Consider the following 19,563-nt stretch of genomic DNA (forward strand, 5'->3'; position numbering starts at 1 on the left):
GGCGATGGTAACGGATGCCTGGCCGGCTGCAAGCGCCTTCAGCGCAACTGCGCTTCGGCCAGCGTGAGTGTGCGCGGGATCAGCTGCGCATCCCAGTGGGCAATGCCCCAATCCAGCAGTTCCCGTGGGCTGGCGTGCAGCAGTTCGTCGCCGGGTTGCTGGCCGAGGGCGCGCAGGGCTCTCAACAGCAAAGGCGTGGCCTGGTCCGTGGTCAAGGGCGGGGAACGATAGGATTTGCCCAACTTGTTACCGTCCGGCTGGACGATCAGCGGCACGTGCAGGTAACGAGGTTGGCGCAGCCCCAATAATTCTTGCAGGTACAGCTGGCGCGGCGTGGAGTCGAGCAGGTCGGCGCCGCGCACGATGTCGGTAACACCTTGCCAGGCGTCATCGAGCACCACGGCCAGTTGGTAGGCGTAGAGGCCGTCACGGCGACGGATGATGAAGTCACCCACTTCGCGGCCCAGGTGTTGTCGGAATTCGCCTTGTACGCGGTCGGTAAAGTGGTACTCCAGCTCCGGGACGCGCAGGCGGATGGCCGCATCGTGCTGCTCATGACCGGCATTACGGCACAAGCCAGGGTAGATCCCGTGGTAGGGCTCCAGCTGTTTGCGCGAGCAGGTACAGGCGTAGGCCAGGCCGTGGTTGAACAGGTCGTTCAGCACCTTGGCGTAGGCATCGTGCCGGTCGCTTTGTCGGACCAGTTCACCGTCCCATTCGAAGCCATAGCTTTCCAGGGCATGCAGGATTGCCGCCTGGGCGCCGGGTTCTTCGCGGGGAGGGTCGAGGTCTTCCATACGCATCAGCCAGCGGCCATGGTTGGCGCGGGCGTCAAGGTAAGAGGCGAGGGCGGCGACCAGCGAGCCGAAGTGCAGGTGGCCGCTGGGCGTGGGGGCGAAACGCCCGATATAGGGAGAGGCTGTCATGGGCCGGATACTACTGGAAAATCGCTAAACGCCAGAAACAAAAATGGGGCGTTTGTACGCCCCATTCGTTCAGCTCGGCAGGGGTTACTTGCCGACCTGTTTTTCCTTGATTTCTGCCAGGTTCTTGCAGTCCACGCACATGTCGGCGGTAGGACGTGCTTCCAGGCGGCGAATACCGATTTCGATGCCGCAGCATTCGCACCAGCCGTATTCTTCGTCCTTGATCAACTGCAGTGTCTTGTCGATCTTCTTGATCAGCTTGCGTTCGCGATCACGGGCACGCAGTTCAAGGGCGAACTCTTCTTCCTGGCTCGCACGGTCGGCCGGATCAGGGAAGTTGGCTGCTTCGTCCTTCATATGGTCAACGGTGCGGTCGACCTCCTGCATCAAGTCTTGTTTCCACTTGTTAAGGATCTTGGTGAAGTGCTCGCGCATGGGCTCGCCCATGTACTCCTCACCTTCCTTCGTGACGTAAGGTTCGAAGCCGCTGAGGCCTGGGGATTGCTGTTGCTTTGCTTGGGTGGACATGAATAGACCGCCTCTCACTCTTCTAATCCATTGCGCAGGATTGCAACGTCACCGACACCTGCCGGCCCTGCGGCTGCAAGCGGGCGAACTTACCAGATAGATTCAGGGTGCGCCACTCCCGGTTGTCGAGGCCCATCACGCAGGGGTTGCAAACAGCAGCAACCCGCTGTGGCTGGGTATGAATCGTCTCGAAGGTTGATTTTAGTCGTTTTGCAAGCGCTTGCCGGGTTCATCGTGGACGGCCTGGCAGGCAATAGAGCATGTTTTACCGCGAGGGTTCGGTAGAATCGCTGTTTTTGTCCTCACCGTTAAGGAAGGCTAATGGCTCAGCCCTACAGTGCGCGCAGTCGCGCCATCGAACCTTTTCATGTCATGGCGTTGCTGGCGCGAGCCAATGAGCTGCAAGCGGCAGGCCATGATGTCATCCATCTGGAAATCGGCGAACCGGATTTCACCACCGCCGAGCCGATCATCCAGGCCGGCCAGGCCGCGCTGGCCAATGGCAAGACCCGCTATACCGCAGCCCGCGGCCTGCCGGAACTGCGCCATGCCATCAGCGGTTTCTACCAGCAACGCTACGGCCTGAGCGTGGACCCCGAGCGCATCCTGATCACCCCGGGCGGCTCCGGCGCGTTGCTGTTGGCCAGCAGCCTGCTGGTGGACCCTGGTAAACACTGGCTGTTGGCCGACCCGGGTTACCCGTGTAACCGCCACTTCCTGCGCCTGGTGGAAGGCGCGGCGCAGTTGGTGCCCGTGGGTCCGGACGTGCGTTATCAATTGACCGCCGACCTGGTGGCCAAGCACTGGAACCAGGACAGCGTGGGCGCGCTGGTCGCATCGCCGGCCAACCCCACCGGCACCATCCTGACGCGGGACGAACTGGCCGGGTTGTCGAGTGCCATCAAGGCGCGTAACGGCCATTTGGTGGTGGACGAGATCTACCACTGCCTCACTTACGGCACCGAGGCGGCCAGCGTGCTGGAAGTCGACGATGATGCGTTTGTCCTGAATAGTTTTTCGAAGTATTTCGGCATGACCGGCTGGCGCCTGGGTTGGCTGGTGGCACCGCCCGATGCGGTCGGTGAGTTGGAGAAGCTCGCGCAAAACCTCTACATCAGCGCTCCGAGCATGGCGCAGTACGCGGCGTTGGCCTGCTTCACCCCGCAAACCCTGAGCATCCTGGAAGCGCGTCGTGCCGAGTTCGGGCGCCGTCGCGACTTCCTGCTGCCGGCCCTGCGCGAGTTGGGCTTCGGTATTGCCGTCGAACCGGAAGGGGCGTTCTATTTGTACGCCGATATCAGCGCGTTCGGCGGTGATGCCTTCGCGTTTTGCCGTCATTTCCTTGAGACCGAACATGTGGCGTTCACCCCCGGGCTGGATTTCGGTCGTTATCAAGCCGGCCACCATGTGCGCTTTGCCTACACGCAAAACCTTGATCGGCTGCAAGAGGCGGTAGAGCGCATCGCCCGTGGGCTGCGGAGCTGGCAGGGCTGATGCGCTTCCATCCTCCCCTCGAAGAGGCGCGGCTGATTCGCCGCTACAAGCGTTTTCTCACCGATATCGAAACCGTTACCGGCGAGTTGTTGACCATTCACTGCCCCAATACCGGCTCGATGCTCAATTGCATGGTCGAGGGCGGGCAGGTCTGGTTCAGTCGCTCCACTGACCCCAAGCGCAAGTTGCCCGGCACCTGGGAAATTGCCGAGACCCCTCAAGGCCGCCTCGCGTGCGTCAATACGGCGCGTGCCAATCAACTGGTTGAGGAGGCGTTGCATGCCGGGGTCATCACCGAACTCAACGGCTTTAGCGCGTTGAAGCGTGAAGTGCCTTACGGTCAGGAGAACAGCCGCATTGATTTTCGCCTGGATTACCCCGAGGGGGCGGCCTATGTCGAAGTCAAAAGTGTGACGCTGGGGTTCGATGGCACCTCGATTGCGGCGTTTCCGGACGCCGTGACCCAGCGCGGTGCCAAGCATCTACGCGAGCTGGCGCACCTGGCCCGGGATGGTGTGCGGGCGGTGCAGCTGTATTGCGTCAACCTGTCCGGGATCGAGGCCGTGCGCCCGGCCGTGGAAATCGACGCGGCCTACGCTGCCGCCCTGCGCGAGGCCAAGGCCGCGGGCGTGGAAGTGCTGGCGTATGGTGTGCGTGTCACGGCCGAGGAAATTTACGTCGAACGCCGCTTGGACGTGCTGCTCGGCGACTAGAGTTCTACCCACAGGCCCTGTTCGTCTTCGCGGCCGGGCAGGGCAGTGAGGCTTTGACCCGCGCAGGGGCCGGCGATGCATTCGCCGCTCTCGATCAGGAACAACGCGCCGTGGGTGGCGCATTGGATCAGGCTGGCGCTGGCGTCGAGGAAGTGATCGGGCTGCCATTCCAGGGGGACGCCGCGATGGGGGCAGCGATTGCGATAGAAGTAGGCGATGCCATCCCGGCGCACGGCCAACAGTTTGTGCCCGTCGATATCAAAACCACGGCTGCTGTTGGGGGCGAGGGTGTCGGAGGGGCAGAGAAACTTCATTCCAATCCTTAAGTGCCTTGACGTTCAAATGCAAACAATTATCAAATGCAGGCTTCGCCCGTTAGCTGACTGGGCGCTCAGTACGATGCCCGGCAAGAGGTATCTGTCACATCCATGAGTGTTTCAGCAGCCCCGCCCCTGGAAGGAAACCCTGTTATGCGCTTGAGTGCCAGCGCTATCGCGCTTGTTGTCGGACTGATGCTCAACCCTGGGGCGCACGCCTCGGAACTGCCGCAACGCTGGGTGAGTGCTGGCGGCGCGTTATCGGAGTGGGTGACGGCCCTGGGCGGTGAGTCGAAGTTGGTGGGCGTCGACACCACCAGCCAGCATCCGGCTTCGCTCAAGGCATTGCCGAGCGTCGGTTATCAGCGGCAGTTGTCGGCCGAGGGCATTCTCAGTCTGCGCCCGCAGGTCCTGGTGGGCACCGAGGAAATGGGGCCGCCGCCAGTGCTGGCGCAGATTCGCAACGCCGGGGTGCAGGTGGAAATGTTCTCGGCGCAGCCGGATTTGCCGACGTTGAAAGGCAACCTCGAACACCTGGGGAGGTTGTTGGGCAGTGAGGCCAAGGCCCATGCATTGTTTACCGCGTATGAACAGGCGCTTGACCGGCAGAAACGTTGGGTTACCACAGCCCAGGCCACACACAAGGCCCCGGGGGTGTTGATGCTGCTCGGCAATGCCGGCGGCAAGCCGCTGATCGCTGGCAAAGACACGGCGGCTGACTGGATGCTGCGGCAGGCGGGCGGGCGCAACCTGGCGACCCACAGCGGTTATAAGCCGTTTTCCATGGAGTCGTTGGCCGGGTTGAGCCCCGAGGTGCTGGTGTTTGCCGACCGTGCGCTGAGCGGCGAGGCGGCGCGTGCGGCCTTGTTCAAGGAGAACCCGATCCTGGCGTCCACGCCGGCGGCTAAACAGGCACGGGTGTTTGAGGTGGACCCGACGCTGCTGGTCGGCGGGCTCGGGCCGCGTCTGCCGCAAAGCCTGGTGCAGTTGTCGGCCGACTTCTATCCGTCCCAGGCCACGTCTGCCCCATGAGTACGCTGGTGAAACCCCGAACGCTGTTTATCAGCCTGACGCTGTTGTGTGTGCTGGCGATCTGGCTTTCATTGGCGCTGGGGCCGGTCAGCCTGCCGTTGCTGGATACGCTCAGGGCGGCCTTGCGCCTGATGGGCGTGCCGATCGAGGCCAGTGGCCTGGAGCAGGCGGAGCTGATTCTCGGGCAGATCCGTTTGCCGCGGACCTTGCTGGGGCTGGCGGTGGGCGGTGTATTGGCCTTGTCGGGCGTAGCGATGCAGGGGTTGTTTCGCAACCCGCTGGCTGATCCGGGGTTGGTCGGGGTATCCAGCGGCGCGGCACTCGGTGCGGCCTTCGCCATTGTCGGTGGCTCGTTTCTGGGTGGGTTGCCGGAGGTGTTCGGCCCGTATCTGTTGTCGTTGTGCGCGTTTCTCGGTGGGTTGGGGGTGACGGCGCTGGTCTACCGGCTGGGGCGGCGCAACGGCCAGACCCATGTCGCGACCATGCTGCTCGCCGGCATCGCCCTCACGGCGCTCGCCAGCTCGGCGGTGGGCTTGTTTACCTACCTGGCCGATGACGCCACCCTGCGCACACTGACGTTCTGGAACCTGGGCAGCCTCAATGGCGCCAGCTATTCGCGCCTGTGGCCGTTGCTGCTGGTGAGCGCTGGCGTGGCGCTGTGGCTGCCGCGGCGGGCGAAGGCATTGAATGCACTGTTGCTCGGCGAATCCGAGGCCGCTCATCTCGGGGTCGATGTTGAGCGGCTCAAGCGCGAATTGGTGTTCTGCACCGCATTGGGCGTGGGCGCGGCGGTGGCGGCAGCGGGGATGATCGGCTTCGTCGGCCTGGTGGTGCCGCACCTGGTGCGATTGTTGGCCGGGCCGGATCATCGCGTGCTGTTACCCGCCTCGGTGCTGGCGGGGGCGAGCTTGCTGCTGTTGGCGGATCTGGTCGCGCGCCTGGCCTTGGCGCCGGCGGAGTTGCCGATCGGTATCGTCACCGCGTTGATTGGTGCACCATTTTTTCTTTACCTGTTGTTGCGAGGGCGCGCCTGATGCTGCGAGTGGAAGGGCTGAGGATTCGTCGCGGTCGCAAAACCGTACTGGCGGATGTCACGTTGGACCTGTTGCCCGGCCAGGTGCTTGGCGTGCTGGGCCCGAATGGCGCGGGCAAGAGCACGTTGCTGGGCGCGTTGTGCGGGGAACTGCACCCGGATCAAGGTCAGGTGTGGCTGGATCAGCACGAACTGAAAGACTGGAGCGGGTCGCAACGCGCGCAACGCCTGGCCGTGTTGCCGCAGGCTTCAACCCTGGATTTCGCCTTTCGTGTCGAAGAGGTGGTCGGCATGGGCCGCTTGCCCCATCAGACCGGGCGCGTGCGGGATGACGAGATTATCGATGCCGCGTTGCAGGCCGCGGATGTCGGGCACTTGAGCGGTCGCAGTTACCTGGCCTTGTCGGGTGGCGAGCGGCAGCGCGTTCACCTGGCGCGGGTGCTGGCGCAGTTATGGCCCGGGCAGGCGGGGCAGACGTTGCTGCTGGATGAGCCGACCTCGATGCTTGACCCTTTGCATCAACACACGACCTTGCAGGCGATACGCCGCTTTGCTGACCGTGGCGCAGCAGTGCTGGTGATTCTGCACGACCTGAACCTGGCGGCGCGTTACTGCGACCGGATTCTGTTGCTCGACGCGGGCCGCCCCCATGCGCTGGATACCCCGGCACAGGTTCTGCGGCCTGAGCCGCTCAAAGCGGTCTTCGGGCTGGATGTGCTGGTGCAGCCGCATCCGGAGCGCGGGCATCCGTTGATCATTGCGCGCTGAGGCTTTTTACCGGCAAAAAAAGACCCGGCAAGAGCCGGGTCAAATAACCGTGATTAGCCTGATGAGGAGATAATCTGAGAGTCCGAACCAATGGTCTTTCAGTTATCGGCTGATCTCGCGATCAGTTGTGATAATCATAACGATTCTCATTTGAGAGTCAAGATTTGTTTTCACAGGCCCTTGTCCGGAATCTTTGTCCGCGGCGGGTGGGGTCGTCGATCTAATTCTTCTGGCGCGCCGAGATAGCATCCAATTGGCGGTTCAGCGCCTCCTTGCGTTCGGCTGGGATGTCGTTCCAATGCACATCCATCAATGCCCCTTCGATTGCATACAGCAAGACTTTCGAGGCACGGAAGCCACGCGTGCGAACGGCTCGATAAGCATCGACCGCGCCCAGGCGCCGCAGGTCTGACGCACTGTGGATACCCGCCGCATGCAGCCATTGCGCCGAGGTCTTGCCAAGGTTTCTCAGGTGTTGCAGCTCATCGTTCATCGAGCCTCCTTGCGACGGCCGAATGGTGCGGTGGGTGTCGTGACCAGGCAAGCCTGAAAAGGAGTGTAGCGCTCAGTAGGAAAAGCGTAGTTCTTTGGTCAGGAATGGCGCAAAAGCTTATAAGGATGGCGTCGACGTTTTATTGCGGGCAGGCGCGAAGTCCCCGGTCCGTATTGCACGAGACCGGGGGCTTGGGAGGGCGTGTTACTTGGTGCGGTAGCGCAGGCGCGTGCCGAAATTGACCGACATGAGGATCTCGTCGGCCGTCAGTTCCGGCGGGAAGTAGGTGCCCGATATCTGCGCATGGGCCAGGCTCGCGCCTTCCAGTGAGCAGTCGCGCAAGTCCAGCCCGCGCAAATCGGCGGAACGGAAGTACGCATCGGTGAAGTCCACGCCGCTGGCGTTCAGATCGCGCAGATCCAGCCCGCGGAAGTCGCCACCGCGCATGTCGATGACGCCGTCTTTGGGGCGTTCCTGGTTGAAACCGCGGATATCGTCTTTATGCAGAAGCGAATAGAGCGGGGTATCAAGAAGCTTGGGCTGACTCATGATAGCGACACCTGTTGGATTTATGGCGCCATTATAGTGCCACTATTGCTTGGCCGCTCGCCTAAGGTGACGACGCGACCAAGAAGTTTTTCTTACAGACCAGGCATGCGCTGGCGAATTTGCTCGACCAGTGCATCGAGGGTTCCGCTTTGATTGGTCTCGACGCGCTTGCTCAGCAACAGCTCTTCGGCTGTCAGCGGTTCGCGTTGGGCCTGCTGCTCTTCAATGATCGTCAATGTAGCGTCAGACGGATCGTTCTTGTCTGCCTGACGTTGTGCCAGCCAACTGGCGATAACGGCCTGCGGCGCATTGCAGTCCAGGATCAGGAACGGCGCGCCCGTCGCTTCGGCGACTTTGGCGGCGGCATCGCGTTGTGCGCGTTTCAGGAAGGTCGCATCCAGTACCACCGGGAACCCGGCGCGCAGCACGGTCTCGGCGATCTCGTTCAGGCGGGCGTAGGTTTTCGCGCTGGCGTCGGCAGCATAGATGCCGGCCTGGGGCGTGTTTTCCACCTGTTGTTCACCAAACAGGCGCTTGCGCTCCACGTCCGAACGCAGGCGAACGGCGCCCAAGGCTTCCACCAGGCGCATGGCCACGTGGCTTTTGCCTACAGCGGAAACGCCGTGGGTAATCGCCAGGAAGCGCGACGGAATAATGCTGTAGCTCTCCGCCAGGTTGGCGTAGTTGCGGTACTGGCGCAGGGTGGTGGCGCGCTGCACCGGGCTCGCTTCGCTGGGCATGCTGAACAGCGCGACTTTGGCCCTGACCAGTGCGCGGTAGGCTTTATAGAAGTTCAGCACTTCCAGGCCCTGGTAGTCGCCGGTCAGTTCGAGGTACTGGCTGATGAACCGGCGTGCCAGGGATTTGAGGCCGCGGTCTTCCAGGTCCATGGCCAGGAAGCCGGTGTCGGCGTACACGTCGGTGAAGCGAAACGGTTCGTTGAACTCGATGCAGTCGAAGATCACCACGTGGCCATCGATCAAGGTGGCATTGCCCAGGTGGATATCGCCGTGGCACTCGCGGGTGAAACCATCGTGCTTGCGCTGTGCCAGTAGCGGCTTGAGGCGTTCGAAGCTGCTTTCGGCCCAGGCTTGCAGGGCTTCGAGTTGCAGCAGGTCGGCTTTGTCGCTGAGGAACGGGCGGATCTGATCGAAGTTCTGGCGTACCGGTGCCATCACTTCGTCGGGGGTGCCGGCCGGGTGCTCTTGCGGCACTTTCGGTGCGGTGAGGTGGAAGTGCGCGATCTGTTTGGCCATCTCGTCGATGTGCGCGCTGGTCAGCTCACCGTTGGCTTGCAAGGTGCTGAGCAACTGGCTTTGCGGGAATTGACGCATTTTCAGCGCGTATTCGATGACCGGGCCGTCACCGCCCAATTGCGGCGCTTCGGCCGTGCCGGTGATCGGCAACACTTCAAGATACAAATCTTTGGTCAGGCGCTGGTTCAGGCGCAGCTCTTCGTTGCAGAAATGCCCGCGATCTTCCAGTTTGGTGAAGTCCAGGAAGCCGAAGTTCACCGGTTTCTTCAGTTTATAAGCGTAAGGGCCGGTCAGTATGACCCAGGAAATATGGGTCTCGATGACTTGGAACGCTTCAACCGGATGGGGGTATAAAGCCGGGTTCTGCAGGGCGGCAATCAGGGGCTGGCTCACGGGCGATCCTTCAAAGTCAGGGGAAATCATGGCGGGCATTATGGCTGCTGACGCCTGCTGTGCAAACCGCTGTCCGGCTCATGTTGATCATCGATAAAGTGCGTATAATCCGCCGCCATGACTCGAACCCGATCTCCCCGTTCCCGTAAAAAACCTCCTTCCCGCGGCCTGCGCCCGTGGCTGGGCTGGGCGCTCAAGCTCAGCCTGGTGGGTCTTGTGGTGCTCGCTGGCTTTGCGGTGTACCTCGATGCCGTGGTCCAGGAAAAATTCTCCGGCAAGCGCTGGACCATTCCGGCCAAGGTGTACGCCCGTCCGCTGGAGCTGTTCACCGGCCAGAAGCTGAGCAAGGATGACTTCCTCACCGAACTCGACGCCTTGGGCTACCGCCGCGAACCTGTGAGCAACGGCCCCGGCGCTGCGGCCGTCAGCGGCAATACCGTGGACTTGAACACCCGCGGCTTCCAGTTCTATGAAGGCCTGGAAAAACCCCAGCCGGTGCGCGTGCGCTTCTCCGGCGACTACGTGGCCGAGCTATCGTCGCTGAATGGCTCGAAGCTGCCCGTGGTGCGCCTGGAACCGTTGATGATCGGCGGGATTTACCCGAAGAACCTGGAAGATCGCATCCTGATCAAGCTCGATCAGGTGCCGCCGTATCTGCTTGAAACCCTGGTTGCCGTGGAAGACCGCGATTTCTACAGCCACTGGGGCGTGTCGCCGAAGTCCATTGCCCGTGCGATCTGGGTCAACACCTCCGGCGGCAAAATGACCCAGGGCGGCAGTACGCTGACCCAGCAATTGGTGAAGAACTTCTACCTCACCAACGAGCGCAGCCTGACCCGTAAACTCACCGAAGCCATGATGGCGATGCTGCTGGAGCTGCATTACAGCAAGCAGGAAATCCTTGAGGCCTACCTCAACGAGGTGTTCGTCGGCCAGGACGGCCAGCGCGCGGTCCACGGTTTCGGGCTGGCCAGCCAGTTCTTCTTCGGCCAGCCGCTGTCCGAGCTGAAGTTGCATCAGGTCGCGTTGCTGGTGGGCATGGTCAAGGGGCCGTCCTACTACAACCCGCGGCGCAATCCTGAACGCGCGCTTGAGCGGCGTAACCTGGTGCTCGACGTGCTGGAGCAGCAGGGCGTGGCCACGGCGGAACAGGTTGCTGCGGCGAAGAAAATGCCACTGGGCGTGACCACCCGCGGCAAGCTGGCGGACAGCTCCTTCCCGGGCTTTATCGACCTGGTCAAACGCCAGTTGCGTGAAGACTACCGCGACGAAGACTTGACCGAGGAAGGCCTGCGCATCTTCACCAGTTTCGACCCGATCCTGCAGATGAAAGCCGAAGCGTCGGTCAACGACACCTTCAAGCGTCTGGCGGGGCGTAAAGGCTCCGACGAAGTCGAAGCAGCCATGGTGGTGACCAACCCGGAAACCGGTGAAGTCCAGGCCATGATCGGCAGCCGCCAGGCCAGTTTCGCCGGCTTCAACCGTGCGCTGGATGCGGTGCGGCCGATCGGCTCGCTGGTCAAGCCGGCGGTGTACCTGACGGCGTTGGAAAAACCGAGCAAATACACCCTGACCAGTTGGCTGTCGGACGACCCGCTGTCGGTCAAAGGTGCTGACGGCCAAGTCTGGACCCCGCAGAACTTCGATCGTCGTTCTCACGGTACGGTGTTCCTGTACCAGGGGCTGGCGCATTCCTACAACATCTCGACCTCGCGCCTGGGGCTCGAAGTGGGCGTGCCGAACGTCCTCAAGACCCTCGCGCGCCTGGGCATCACCCGCGAATTCCCGGCCTTCCCATCGATGCTTCTGGGCGCCGGTGCCATGACGCCGATGGAAGTGGCGACCATGTACCAGACCCTCGCCAACGGCGGTTTCAACACGCCGATGCGCGGCATTCGCAGCGTGCTGACGGCCGAAGGCGAGCCGCTCAAGCGCTATCCGTTCCAGATTCAGCAGCGTTTCGACGCGGGCTCCATCTACCTGATCCAGAACGCCATGCAGCGTGTGATGCGTGAAGGTACCGGTAGCTCGGTGTACAAGGTCCTGCCTTCCAACCTGACACTGGCGGGCAAGACCGGTACCAGTAACGATTCGCGTGACAGTTGGTTCGCCGGCTTCGGTCAGGATGTGCTGGCCGTGGTCTGGCTGGGGCGTGATGACAACGGCAAGACGCCGTTCACCGGCGCGACCGGTGCGTTGCAGGTCTGGACCAGTTTCATGCGCAAGGCCGATCCGTTGCCGCTGAGCATGCCGCAGCCGGACAACATCGTGCAGGCCTGGATTGATCCGCACACCGGCCAGGGCTCCGATGCCAACTGTCCGGGCGCGGTGCAGATGCCGTATATTCGCGGCAGCGAACCACCTCCCGGTGCCGCGTGCGGTGGCAGCGCCCCTGCAAGCGCGGAATCGGTGATGGATTGGGTCAAGGGCTGGATGAATTAAGCAAAGAGGGTTTCAAGTGAACAAGTGGTGGATTCCAGCTATTACAGCTCTGGCTTTGCTCGGCGGTTGCTCCAGCGTTCAGCGCGGCTCCATTCCCGTGGTGGACTCGAGCACAACCGTCTCCAATAACGATCGGATCTCGGCCAATGGCGGTTTCCGTCAGACCGTGACCAAGCGTCCTGCCCAGGCCGCGACCCGCGCCGTGCCGCAGGATTCGGGTGTGGTGGTGATGGTGCCGGGCGCCGGTGCCGCGACATCGGCGCCGATCAGCGCCGAGCCGTGGACGCCAGGGCCAAGCACGTCGGGGCCGATTGACTCCACGCCGGTCCAGGCCGCGCCGATCAACCAGAACACCTACACCATGCCGTCGACGCCAAGCGGCATTCCGTCGTCCTCCAGCGCGGGCGGCCTGTCGGCTGACGAGCAACTGGACGGCCCGGTACTGGCCTTGCTCACCACTGCCCAGCAACAGCAGGCTGGTGGCGACTTGAACGGTGCATCGTCGAGCCTCGAGCGCGCCCAGCGCGTTGCGCCGCGTGAACCGCAGGTGCTGTATCGCCTGGCCCAGGTGCGGATGGCCCAGGGCGATGCGCCGCAAGCCGAACAGTTTGCCCGTCGTGGCCTGACCCTGGCCAGCGGCCGTCCTGACCTGCAGGCCAGCCTGTGGGCCTTGATCGGTGATGCGCGTGCCGCACAAGGCGACGCTGCCGGTGCCGCCCAGGCTCGGCAGAAAGCCAAGGTCAGCCTCTGATGGATGCGCGTTTTCCAGCGATTGCCGAACAGCTGTTGCTGATTGAGCGCGAATTGCGCCTGCAGGGCTGGTGGGACGAGGTGTCCCCCAGCGCCGAGGCGCTCAGCAGCGTCGAGCCCTTTTCGGTCGACACCCTGGACTTCCACCAGTGGCTGCAGTGGATCTTCCTGGTGCGAATGAAGCAGATCCTCGAACAGAACCTGCCGTTGCCAAATGCTTCCGGGATCATGGAGATGGCCGAGATGGTCTACACCGACCGGCCGCTGGAAAGCCAGGGTTTGCGCAATGCGCTGAAAAAGTTCGACCAATTGATCGTCGACGCTCGTTAATTGCCTGGCTGCCGGTTTTTCCGGCAGTCTTGCGCACATTTCTACCGCTTGACGACATTCAGGCGAGTTTTATCCCTCCTCAAAGCCCTTTCTTCTACGTTCTCATGCGCTTAGTTGGAAAAAAGCGCAATTATTGCTTGACTTGAAGGGCCTGAAACAGAAGAATCCAAAGTCCGCTGTATCGGGACTGCCAGAAGCAGGCCCGCTCAGCAGATCATGAGGCGCACATCCGCGCCGACCTGTTACACCCGCAACGCGTTACCTCGCGCTGGGTGGGAAGAGCCCGCAACACTTGGGACGATCCCAATACTTGCTCAGTCAGTGCTGACGTAGTCGGCGACCACCGTCGCTCATGCTCTGTTGAGAAGTAAACCTATTAAGACCCGTCGGTTTTTAACGGACGGTATTCTGGCGTTTTAGAGGTGAACAACGTGGAGCTTTTATCTGGCGGTGAGATGCTCGTCCGCTTTTTGCGTGACGAAGGCGTTGACTATATCTACGGGTACCCTGGTGGTGCTCTGCTGCACGTCTATGACGCACTGTTCAAGGAACCGGCTGTTACCCACATCCTGGTTCGCCACGAACAGGCTGCAACCCATATGGCTGACGGTTATGCCCGTGCCACCGGTAAAGCCGGCGTGGTACTGGTAACGTCCGGTCCAGGCGCAACCAATGCCATTACCGGCATCGCGACTGCTTATATGGACTCCATCCCGATGGTGATCATTTCCGGCCAGGTCGCTAGCACCATGGTCGGTACCGATGCATTCCAGGAAACCGACATGATCGGTATCTCCCGGCCGATCGTGAAACACAGTTTCATGATCAAGCATGCCTCGGAAATCCCGGAAGTCATGAAAAAGGCGTTCTACCTCGCACAGTCCGGTCGCCCGGGCCCTGTAGTGGTCGATATCCCGAAAGACATGACCAACCCGGCCGAGAAATTCGAATACGTCTTCCCGAAGAAAGCCAAGCTGCGTTCCTACAGCCCGGCCGTTCGTGGGCACTCGGGGCAGATCCGCAAGGCGGCAGAAATGCTCCTGGCGGCCAAGCGTCCGGTGCTGTACTCGGGCGGTGGCGTGATTCTGGGCGGCGGTTCCGCACCATTGACCGAACTGGCCAAGCTGCTCAACCTGCCAGTGACCAACACCCTGATGGGCCTCGGCGCATTCCCGGGTACGGACCGTCAGTTCGTCGGCATGCTCGGCATGCACGGCAGCTACACCGCCAACCTGACCATGCACCACGCCGACGTGATCCTGGCCGTGGGCGCGCGGTTCGATGACCGAGTGATCAACGGCGCGAGCAAGTTCTGCCCGAATGCCAAGATCATCCATATCGACATCGACCCGGCGTCCATCTCCAAGACCATCAAGGCCGACGTGCCGATCGTAGGTCCGGTGGAAAGCGTGTTGACCGAAATGGTCGCTGCGCTGAAGGAAATCGGCGAGACGCCAAACAAAGAAGCTGTCGCCAGTTGGTGGAAGCAGATCGACGAATGGCGCGGTGACCGCGGTCTGTTCCCTTATGACAAGGGCGACGGCAGCATCATCAAGCCACAAACCGTGATCGAGACCCTGTGCGAAGTGACCAAGGGCGATGCCTTTGTGACCTCCGACGTGGGCCAGCACCAGATGTTCGCCGCGCAGTACTACAAGTTCGACAAGCCTAACCGCTGGATCAACTCCGGTGGCCTGGGCACGATGGGCTTTGGTTTCCCTGCGGCCATGGGCGTCAAACTGAGCTTCCCGGACAGCGACGTTGCATGCGTCACCGGCGAAGGCAGCATCCAGATGAACATCCAGGAGCTGTCGACGTGCCTGCAGTACGGCCTTCCGGTGAAGATCGTGTGCCTGAACAACGGCGTGTTGGGCATGGTTCGTCAATGGCAGGACATGAGCTACGGTAGTCGTCACTCCCATTCCTACATGGAATCGCTGCCCGACTTCGTCAAATTGGTCGAGGCTTACGGCCACGTCGGTATTCGCATCAACGATCTGAAAGATCTGAAGCCGAAGATGGAAGAAGCGTTCGCCATGAAGGATCGCCTGGTGTTCATCGATATTCAGGTGGATACCAGCGAGCACGTCTACCCGATGCAGATCAAAGACGGCTCTATGCGTGACATGTGGCTGAACAAGACGGAGCGTACCTAATCATGCGGCACATAATCTCCCTGCTTCTGGAGAACGAACCCGGCGCTCTGTCTCGTGTTGTCGGCTTGTTTTCGCAACGCAACTACAACATCGAAAGCCTGACCGTGGCACCGACCGAAGACCCGACCCTGTCGCGCCTGACGTTGACCACCGTGGGCCACGATGAGGTGATCGAGCAGATCACCAAAAACCTCAACAAGCTGATCGAAGTGGTCAAGCTGGTCGACCTGTCGGAAAGTGCCCACATCGAGCGCGAGCTGATGCTGGTTAAAGTCAAGGCCACGGGCGCCCAACGTGCCGAGATCAAGCGTACTACCGACATTTATCGCGGGCAGATCGTCGATGTGAGCGCCAGCGTTTATACCGTGCAATTGACCGGTACAAGCGACAAGCTGGACAGCTTCATCCAGTCGATCGGGACGGCCTCGATTCTGGAAACCGTACGCAGTGGTGTCACCGGGATTGCCCGTGGCGACAAAGTACTCAGCATCTAACCCAAATTAGTGAATGGCCTTAAGGCCTGGATATATAGAGGAACCTCATGAAAGTTTATTACGATAAAGATTGTGACCTGTCGATCATCCAGGGCAAGAAAGTCGCCATCATCGGCTACGGTTCCCAGGGCCACGCGCAAGCTTGCAACCTGAAAGATTCCGGCGTTGACGTGACTGTTGGCCTGCGCAAAGGCTCGGCCACTGTTGCCAAGGCTGAAGCCCACGGCCTGAAAGTGACTGACGTTGCTTCTGCCGTTGCCGCTGCCGACCTGGTCATGATCCTGACCCCGGATGAGTTCCAGTCCGCGCTGTACAAGAACGAAATCGAGCCGAACATCAAGAAGGGCGCCACCCTGGCCTTCTCCCACGGCTTCGCGATCCACTACAACCAAGTCGTGCCACGCGCTGACCTCGACGTGATCATGATCGCGCCGAAAGCCCCGGGCCACACCGTGCGTTCCGAGTTCGTCAAAGGCGGCGGTATCCCTGACCTGATCGCGATCTACCAGGACGCGTCGGGCAACGCCAAGAACGTTGCACTGTCCTACGCTGCCGGCGTTGGTGGCGGTCGTACCGGCATCATCGAAACCACTTTCAAGGACGAGACTGAAACCGACCTGTTCGGCGAACAAGCCGTTCTGTGCGGCGGTACCGTTGAACTGGTCAAAGCCGGTTTCGAAACCCTGGTTGAAGCCGGCTACGCGCCGGAAATGGCCTACTTCGAATGCCTGCACGAACTGAAGCTGATCGTGGACCTCATGTACGAAGGCGGTATCGCCAACATGAACTACTCGATCTCCAACAACGCCGAATACGGCGAGTACGTGACTGGCCCGGAAGTGATCAACGCCGAGTCCCGTCAGGCCATGCGCAACGCTCTGAAACGCATTCAGGACGGCGAATACGCCAAAATGTTCATCAGCGAAGGCGCTACCGGCTACCCTTCGATGACCGCCAAGCGTCGTAACAACGCCGCTCACGGTATCGAAATCATCGGCGAGCAACTGCGCTCCATGATGCCGTGGATCGGTGCCAACAAGATCGTCGACAAAGCCAAAAACTAAGTCGGATGCATCTAGAAAAAACGCGGCTTAGGCCGCGTTTTTTCGTTTGGGTGGCTGGTTCTGGTATAAAGCTGCATCGTTTGCGGGCGAACACTCGCCGCAAGTATCTGTCGAATTTTTTCACACCGTTGCAAGGTAAAGTCCATGAGCGAACGTCCCGAAGAGCCAAACCAGGCTTCTGACGCCGATAGCCTGCTACCGATCGATGAACATGTTGAAGAAGGGCATGACGCGGAAGGCCGCAAGGTCCGGCATCGTGGCATCTATCTCCTGCCCAATCTGTTCACTACGGCGAACCTGTTTGCCGGGTTCTACTCCATCATCAACTCCATGAGCGCCCAGAGCGCGCTGGCGGCGGGTGATGCGGTGAGTGCCAGCAAGTACTTCGGTTTTGCGGCGATCGCCATCTTCGTCGCCATGGTGCTCGACGGTCTCGATGGGCGCGTGGCGCGCATGACCAATACCCAAAGCGCCTTCGGTGCCGAGTATGACTCGCTGTCGGACATGGTTGCCTTTGGTGTCGCGCCTGCGTTGCTGGCGTTTGCCTGGGCCCTGGGTGACATGGGCAAGGTCGGCTGGATGGTGGCCTTCATCTATGTCGCGGGCGCCGCGTTGCGCCTGGCGCGCTTCAACACCCAGGTGGGGACCGCTGACAAGCGTTACTTCATCGGCCTGGCCAGCCCGGCTGCTGCGGGCGTGGTGGCGGGGATCGTCTGGGCGTTCAGTGACTACGGCATCCAGGGATCGAAGATGTCGTTCCTGGTGGCCTTGATGGTTGCGGCCGCCGGCATGCTGATGGTCAGTAACATCAAGTACAACAGCTTCAAGGAGCTCGACCTCAAGGGGCGCGTGCCTTTCGTGGCCATCCTTGCGGTGGTGCTGGTGTTCGCCGTGGTCTTCAGCGATCCGCCGCGTATTCTGCTGCTGGTGTTCCTGGTGTATGCCGCTTCCGGGCCGGTTCAGTATCTGCTGCAACTGCGTCGGGACAAAACATTGCCTTAATGTAATTTCCCCCATACTCCGCAGTCTATTGGTGCATCAGTTCTCCAATGCTGCGGAGTTGCCATGTTAATCAAATTGCCCAAAGCGTCCGATTGTCATGAATCGGACGTCACTCCTGAATCCTTCTACCTGTCTCGCCGTAGCTTGCTCGGTGGTGCGCTGGCCGGTGTTGCCGCCAGCAGCTTGCCGCGCTGGGCCAGCGCTGACGATGCCGCGCGCTATGCGGATGTCGAACCAGGCAAGGCGCCAGGCTGGTTTGCCGAAAAACTGCCGGGTACGAAATGGCAGGCGGTAACCGTCAAGGACGAAGCCATCACCCCGTTCAAGGACGCGACCCACTACAACAACTTCTATGAGTTCGGCACGGACAAGGGCGATCCAGCGGCGAATGCAGGTTCGCTCAAGACCGAGCCCTGGAGTGTGGTGATCGATGGCGAGGTCGCAAAGCCGGGGCGTTACGCCCTGGAAGACTTCATGAAGCCGTATCAATTGGAAGAGCGAATCTACCGTCTGCGCTGTGTGGAGGCGTGGTCGATGGTCATTCCATGGATGGGCTTTCCCATTTCGGCGTTGCTCAAGCAGGTTGAGCCGACTTCCAAAGCCAAGTACATCCGCTTCGAAACCCTCCAGGACCCCAAAAGCATGCCGGGCCAGCGCTCGAGTTTCGGCTTGATCGATTGGCCCTATGTAGAAGGGCTGCGTCTGGATGAGGCGATGAATCCCCTGGCGATTCTGGCGGTGGGGATGTATGGGCGCGAGTTGCCTAACCAGAATGGCGCGCCGTTGCGTTTGGTGGTGCCATGGAAGTATGGCTTCAAGAGCGTGAAGTCCATCGTGCGTATCAGCTTGGTGAGCGAGCAGCCGAAAACCACCTGGCAAAGTATTGCGGCGAATGAGTACGGGTTTTATGCGAACGTGAACCCGACGGTCGACCACCCTCGTTGGACCCAGGCGCGTGAGCGGCGCTTGCCGAGTGGCCTGTTCAGCCCGAATGTGCGCGAGACGCAGATGTTCAACGGTTACTCGGATGAGGTGGCGGCGCTCTATACCGGCCTCGACCTGCGGAAGAACTACTGATGCGTTTCCCGATCTGGCGCATCAGCGTGTTTATCGCCACCGCGGTATGGCCGTTGCTCTGGCTGTACGAAGCGTGGCGTTCTGCCTTGGGGCCGGACCCAGGCAAGGTGCTGGTTGACCGGCTGGGCTTGGGCACGTTGATCCTGCTGCTGATTACCCTGGCGATGACACCGTTGCAGAAGTTGAGCGGTTGGGCAGGGTGGATCGCGGTGCGGCGTCAGTTGGGGTTGTGGTGCTTTGCTTATGTGGTGCTGCACCTGGCGGCATATTGTGTGTTTGTCCTGGGGCTGGATTGGTCGCAGTTGGGGGTGGAATTGAGTAAGCGCCCCTACATTATTGTGGGGGCCCTGGGTTTCCTGTCTTTGTTGGTGCTGGCGCTGACGTCGAATCGCTACAGCCAGCGTCGGTTGGGCAGCCGTTGGAAGAAGTTGCATCGCCTGGTGTATGGCGTGCTTGGGCTTGGCTTGTTGCATATGTTGTGGATCGTGCGGGCGGATCTGAAGGAGTGGGCTATCTATGCTTCTATAGGTGCGCTGCTTCTTGTCCTGCGGATACCGCCGGTGATGCGGCGAATTCCGCGCCTTATTGCGAAAAAAGCACCTTCTGCAACAAAAGCGTAATTAACCCTTGACGGCAAATCCTGGACGTCTATAATTCGCCCCACTTCCGGCGCAGTCGAAACGGAAAACTCCTTGGTAAACAAAGAGTTACGCAAGATTCGACAGCGGCCTGCTTCAGTTCATCGA

General features: G+C 60.9%; 20 protein-coding genes. 14 read left to right on the plus strand and 6 right to left on the minus strand.

Annotated elements, in window-relative coordinates; genetic code table 11:
• Nucleotides 1–38: 38 nt before the first annotated feature.
• On the minus strand, nt 39–926 hold the full coding sequence (gene gluQRS, locus ACP7E3_RS22385) for a tRNA glutamyl-Q(34) synthetase GluQRS (protein WP_017847438.1): 888 nt from the start codon (nt 924–926) through the stop codon (nt 39–41).
• An 84-nt stretch (nt 927–1,010) separates the two neighbouring features.
• The gene (dksA, locus tag ACP7E3_RS22390) at nt 1,011–1,454 is read right to left on the minus strand and encodes an RNA polymerase-binding protein DksA (RefSeq protein ID WP_017847439.1); all 444 of its coding nucleotides are present in this window, start codon (nt 1,452–1,454) and stop codon (nt 1,011–1,013) included.
• A 321-nt stretch (nt 1,455–1,775) separates the two neighbouring features.
• Here dksA and ACP7E3_RS22395 point away from each other — a divergent pair, with 321 nt between their 5' ends.
• Nucleotides 1,776–2,948, plus strand: a complete 1,173-nt coding sequence (locus tag ACP7E3_RS22395) for a pyridoxal phosphate-dependent aminotransferase (RefSeq protein ID WP_426124410.1) — start codon at nt 1,776–1,778, stop codon at nt 2,946–2,948.
• Nucleotides 2,948–3,661: a DNA/RNA nuclease SfsA gene (gene sfsA, locus ACP7E3_RS22400; protein ID WP_017847441.1), complete on the plus strand. Its 714-nt coding sequence runs from the start codon at nt 2,948–2,950 to the stop codon at nt 3,659–3,661. Before ACP7E3_RS22395 ends, sfsA begins: the two co-directional genes overlap by 1 nt.
• Here sfsA and ACP7E3_RS22405 read toward each other — a convergent pair.
• Nucleotides 3,658–3,975 carry a Rieske (2Fe-2S) protein gene (locus ACP7E3_RS22405; RefSeq protein WP_046382054.1) on the minus strand — a complete coding sequence of 106 codons (318 nt, stop codon included), beginning with the start codon at nt 3,973–3,975 and terminating at the stop codon, nt 3,658–3,660. The two genes, sfsA and ACP7E3_RS22405, sit on opposite strands and share 4 nt — an antisense overlap.
• A gap of 156 nt (nt 3,976–4,131) precedes the next feature.
• Between ACP7E3_RS22405 and ACP7E3_RS22410 the strand changes: the two genes are divergently transcribed.
• The 3 genes from ACP7E3_RS22410 to ACP7E3_RS22420 are packed head-to-tail and all read left to right on the plus strand — an operon-like array spanning nt 4,132 to nt 6,811.
• Nucleotides 4,132–5,010, plus strand: a complete 879-nt coding sequence (locus tag ACP7E3_RS22410; RefSeq protein WP_426124413.1) for a heme/hemin ABC transporter substrate-binding protein — start codon at nt 4,132–4,134, stop codon at nt 5,008–5,010.
• Nucleotides 5,011–5,060: 50 nt separating this feature from the next.
• Nucleotides 5,061–6,044, plus strand: coding sequence for a FecCD family ABC transporter permease (locus ACP7E3_RS22415; RefSeq protein WP_164887008.1), 984 nt, complete (start codon nt 5,061–5,063; stop codon nt 6,042–6,044).
• Nucleotides 6,044–6,811, plus strand: a complete 768-nt coding sequence (locus ACP7E3_RS22420) for a heme ABC transporter ATP-binding protein (RefSeq protein ID WP_046382057.1) — start codon at nt 6,044–6,046, stop codon at nt 6,809–6,811. The genes ACP7E3_RS22415 and ACP7E3_RS22420 overlap by 1 nt, the downstream gene beginning before the upstream one ends.
• A gap of 220 nt (nt 6,812–7,031) precedes the next feature.
• On the opposite strand, the gene ACP7E3_RS22425 is transcribed toward ACP7E3_RS22420, so the two are convergent.
• From ACP7E3_RS22425 to ACP7E3_RS22435, 3 genes are all read right to left on the minus strand, one after another.
• Complete coding sequence (locus ACP7E3_RS22425) at nt 7,032–7,304, minus strand: TfoX/Sxy family protein (RefSeq protein WP_017847446.1); 273 nt, start codon at nt 7,302–7,304, stop codon at nt 7,032–7,034.
• Nucleotides 7,305–7,508: 204 nt separating this feature from the next.
• Nucleotides 7,509–7,853 (minus strand): pentapeptide repeat-containing protein, encoded by a 345-nt coding sequence (locus ACP7E3_RS22430; RefSeq protein ID WP_017847447.1) that lies wholly within the window; start codon nt 7,851–7,853, stop codon nt 7,509–7,511.
• 92 nt (nt 7,854–7,945) lie between these two features.
• Nucleotides 7,946–9,502 (minus strand): AAA family ATPase, encoded by a 1,557-nt coding sequence (locus ACP7E3_RS22435; protein ID WP_017847448.1) that lies wholly within the window; start codon nt 9,500–9,502, stop codon nt 7,946–7,948.
• Nucleotides 9,503–9,619: 117 nt separating this feature from the next.
• Here ACP7E3_RS22435 and mrcB point away from each other — a divergent pair, with 117 nt between their 5' ends.
• The 9 genes from mrcB (at nt 9,620) to msrQ (ending at nt 19,437) form a co-directional block, all read left to right on the plus strand.
• Nucleotides 9,620–11,944: a penicillin-binding protein 1B gene (gene mrcB / locus ACP7E3_RS22440; protein WP_026140090.1), complete on the plus strand. Its 2,325-nt coding sequence runs from the start codon at nt 9,620–9,622 to the stop codon at nt 11,942–11,944.
• 16 nt (nt 11,945–11,960) lie between these two features.
• Nucleotides 11,961–12,695, plus strand: coding sequence for a tetratricopeptide repeat protein (locus tag ACP7E3_RS22445; protein WP_046382058.1), 735 nt, complete (start codon nt 11,961–11,963; stop codon nt 12,693–12,695).
• Nucleotides 12,695–13,024: a YqcC family protein gene (locus tag ACP7E3_RS22450; RefSeq protein WP_128191749.1), complete on the plus strand. Its 330-nt coding sequence runs from the start codon at nt 12,695–12,697 to the stop codon at nt 13,022–13,024. The genes ACP7E3_RS22445 and ACP7E3_RS22450 overlap by 1 nt, the downstream gene beginning before the upstream one ends.
• 431 nt (nt 13,025–13,455) lie before the next feature.
• Nucleotides 13,456–15,180: an acetolactate synthase 3 large subunit gene (locus tag ACP7E3_RS22455; protein WP_046385175.1), complete on the plus strand. Its 1,725-nt coding sequence runs from the start codon at nt 13,456–13,458 to the stop codon at nt 15,178–15,180.
• 2 nt (nt 15,181–15,182) lie between these two features.
• Nucleotides 15,183–15,674: an acetolactate synthase small subunit gene (gene ilvN / locus ACP7E3_RS22460; protein ID WP_003176102.1), complete on the plus strand. Its 492-nt coding sequence runs from the start codon at nt 15,183–15,185 to the stop codon at nt 15,672–15,674.
• Nucleotides 15,675–15,721: 47 nt separating this feature from the next.
• Nucleotides 15,722–16,738 (plus strand): ketol-acid reductoisomerase, encoded by a 1,017-nt coding sequence (ilvC, locus tag ACP7E3_RS22465; RefSeq protein ID WP_003212125.1) that lies wholly within the window; start codon nt 15,722–15,724, stop codon nt 16,736–16,738.
• 144 nt (nt 16,739–16,882) lie between these two features.
• Nucleotides 16,883–17,740, plus strand: coding sequence for a CDP-diacylglycerol--serine O-phosphatidyltransferase (gene pssA / locus ACP7E3_RS22470; RefSeq protein WP_017847454.1), 858 nt, complete (start codon nt 16,883–16,885; stop codon nt 17,738–17,740).
• A 63-nt stretch (nt 17,741–17,803) separates the two neighbouring features.
• Nucleotides 17,804–18,817, plus strand: a complete 1,014-nt coding sequence (gene msrP / locus ACP7E3_RS22475) for a protein-methionine-sulfoxide reductase catalytic subunit MsrP (RefSeq protein WP_017847455.1) — start codon at nt 17,804–17,806, stop codon at nt 18,815–18,817.
• Nucleotides 18,817–19,437 (plus strand): protein-methionine-sulfoxide reductase heme-binding subunit MsrQ, encoded by a 621-nt coding sequence (msrQ, locus tag ACP7E3_RS22480; protein WP_017847456.1) that lies wholly within the window; start codon nt 18,817–18,819, stop codon nt 19,435–19,437. Before msrP ends, msrQ begins: the two co-directional genes overlap by 1 nt.
• Nucleotides 19,438–19,563: the final 126 nt, after the last annotated feature.

The sequence above is a fragment of the Pseudomonas sp. PSPC2-3 genome, from assembly GCF_049898265.1.
GTDB classification, from domain to species: domain Bacteria; phylum Pseudomonadota; class Gammaproteobacteria; order Pseudomonadales; family Pseudomonadaceae; genus Aquipseudomonas; species Aquipseudomonas veronii.

Coding starts and splice junctions, on each gene's coding strand:
- gluQRS (WP_017847438.1), bottom strand. CDS start 926: ATGACAGCCTCTCCCTATATCGGGCGTTTCGCCCCCACGCCCAGCGGC.
- dksA (WP_017847439.1), bottom strand. CDS start 1,454: ATGTCCACCCAAGCAAAGCAACAGCAATCCCCAGGCCTCAGCGGCTTC.
- ACP7E3_RS22395 (WP_426124410.1), top strand. CDS start 1,776: ATGGCTCAGCCCTACAGTGCGCGCAGTCGCGCCATCGAACCTTTTCAT.
- sfsA (WP_017847441.1), top strand. CDS start 2,948: ATGCGCTTCCATCCTCCCCTCGAAGAGGCGCGGCTGATTCGCCGCTAC.
- ACP7E3_RS22405 (WP_046382054.1), bottom strand. CDS start 3,975: ATGAAGTTTCTCTGCCCCTCCGACACCCTCGCCCCCAACAGCAGCCGT.
- ACP7E3_RS22410 (WP_426124413.1), top strand. CDS start 4,132: ATGCGCTTGAGTGCCAGCGCTATCGCGCTTGTTGTCGGACTGATGCTC.
- ACP7E3_RS22420 (WP_046382057.1), top strand. CDS start 6,044: ATGCTGCGAGTGGAAGGGCTGAGGATTCGTCGCGGTCGCAAAACCGTA.
- ACP7E3_RS22425 (WP_017847446.1), bottom strand. CDS start 7,304: ATGAACGATGAGCTGCAACACCTGAGAAACCTTGGCAAGACCTCGGCG.
- ACP7E3_RS22430 (WP_017847447.1), bottom strand. CDS start 7,853: ATGAGTCAGCCCAAGCTTCTTGATACCCCGCTCTATTCGCTTCTGCAT.
- mrcB (WP_026140090.1), top strand. CDS start 9,620: ATGACTCGAACCCGATCTCCCCGTTCCCGTAAAAAACCTCCTTCCCGC.
- ACP7E3_RS22450 (WP_128191749.1), top strand. CDS start 12,695: ATGGATGCGCGTTTTCCAGCGATTGCCGAACAGCTGTTGCTGATTGAG.
- ilvN (WP_003176102.1), top strand. CDS start 15,183: ATGCGGCACATAATCTCCCTGCTTCTGGAGAACGAACCCGGCGCTCTG.
- ilvC (WP_003212125.1), top strand. CDS start 15,722: ATGAAAGTTTATTACGATAAAGATTGTGACCTGTCGATCATCCAGGGC.
- pssA (WP_017847454.1), top strand. CDS start 16,883: ATGAGCGAACGTCCCGAAGAGCCAAACCAGGCTTCTGACGCCGATAGC.
- msrP (WP_017847455.1), top strand. CDS start 17,804: ATGTTAATCAAATTGCCCAAAGCGTCCGATTGTCATGAATCGGACGTC.
- msrQ (WP_017847456.1), top strand. CDS start 18,817: ATGCGTTTCCCGATCTGGCGCATCAGCGTGTTTATCGCCACCGCGGTA.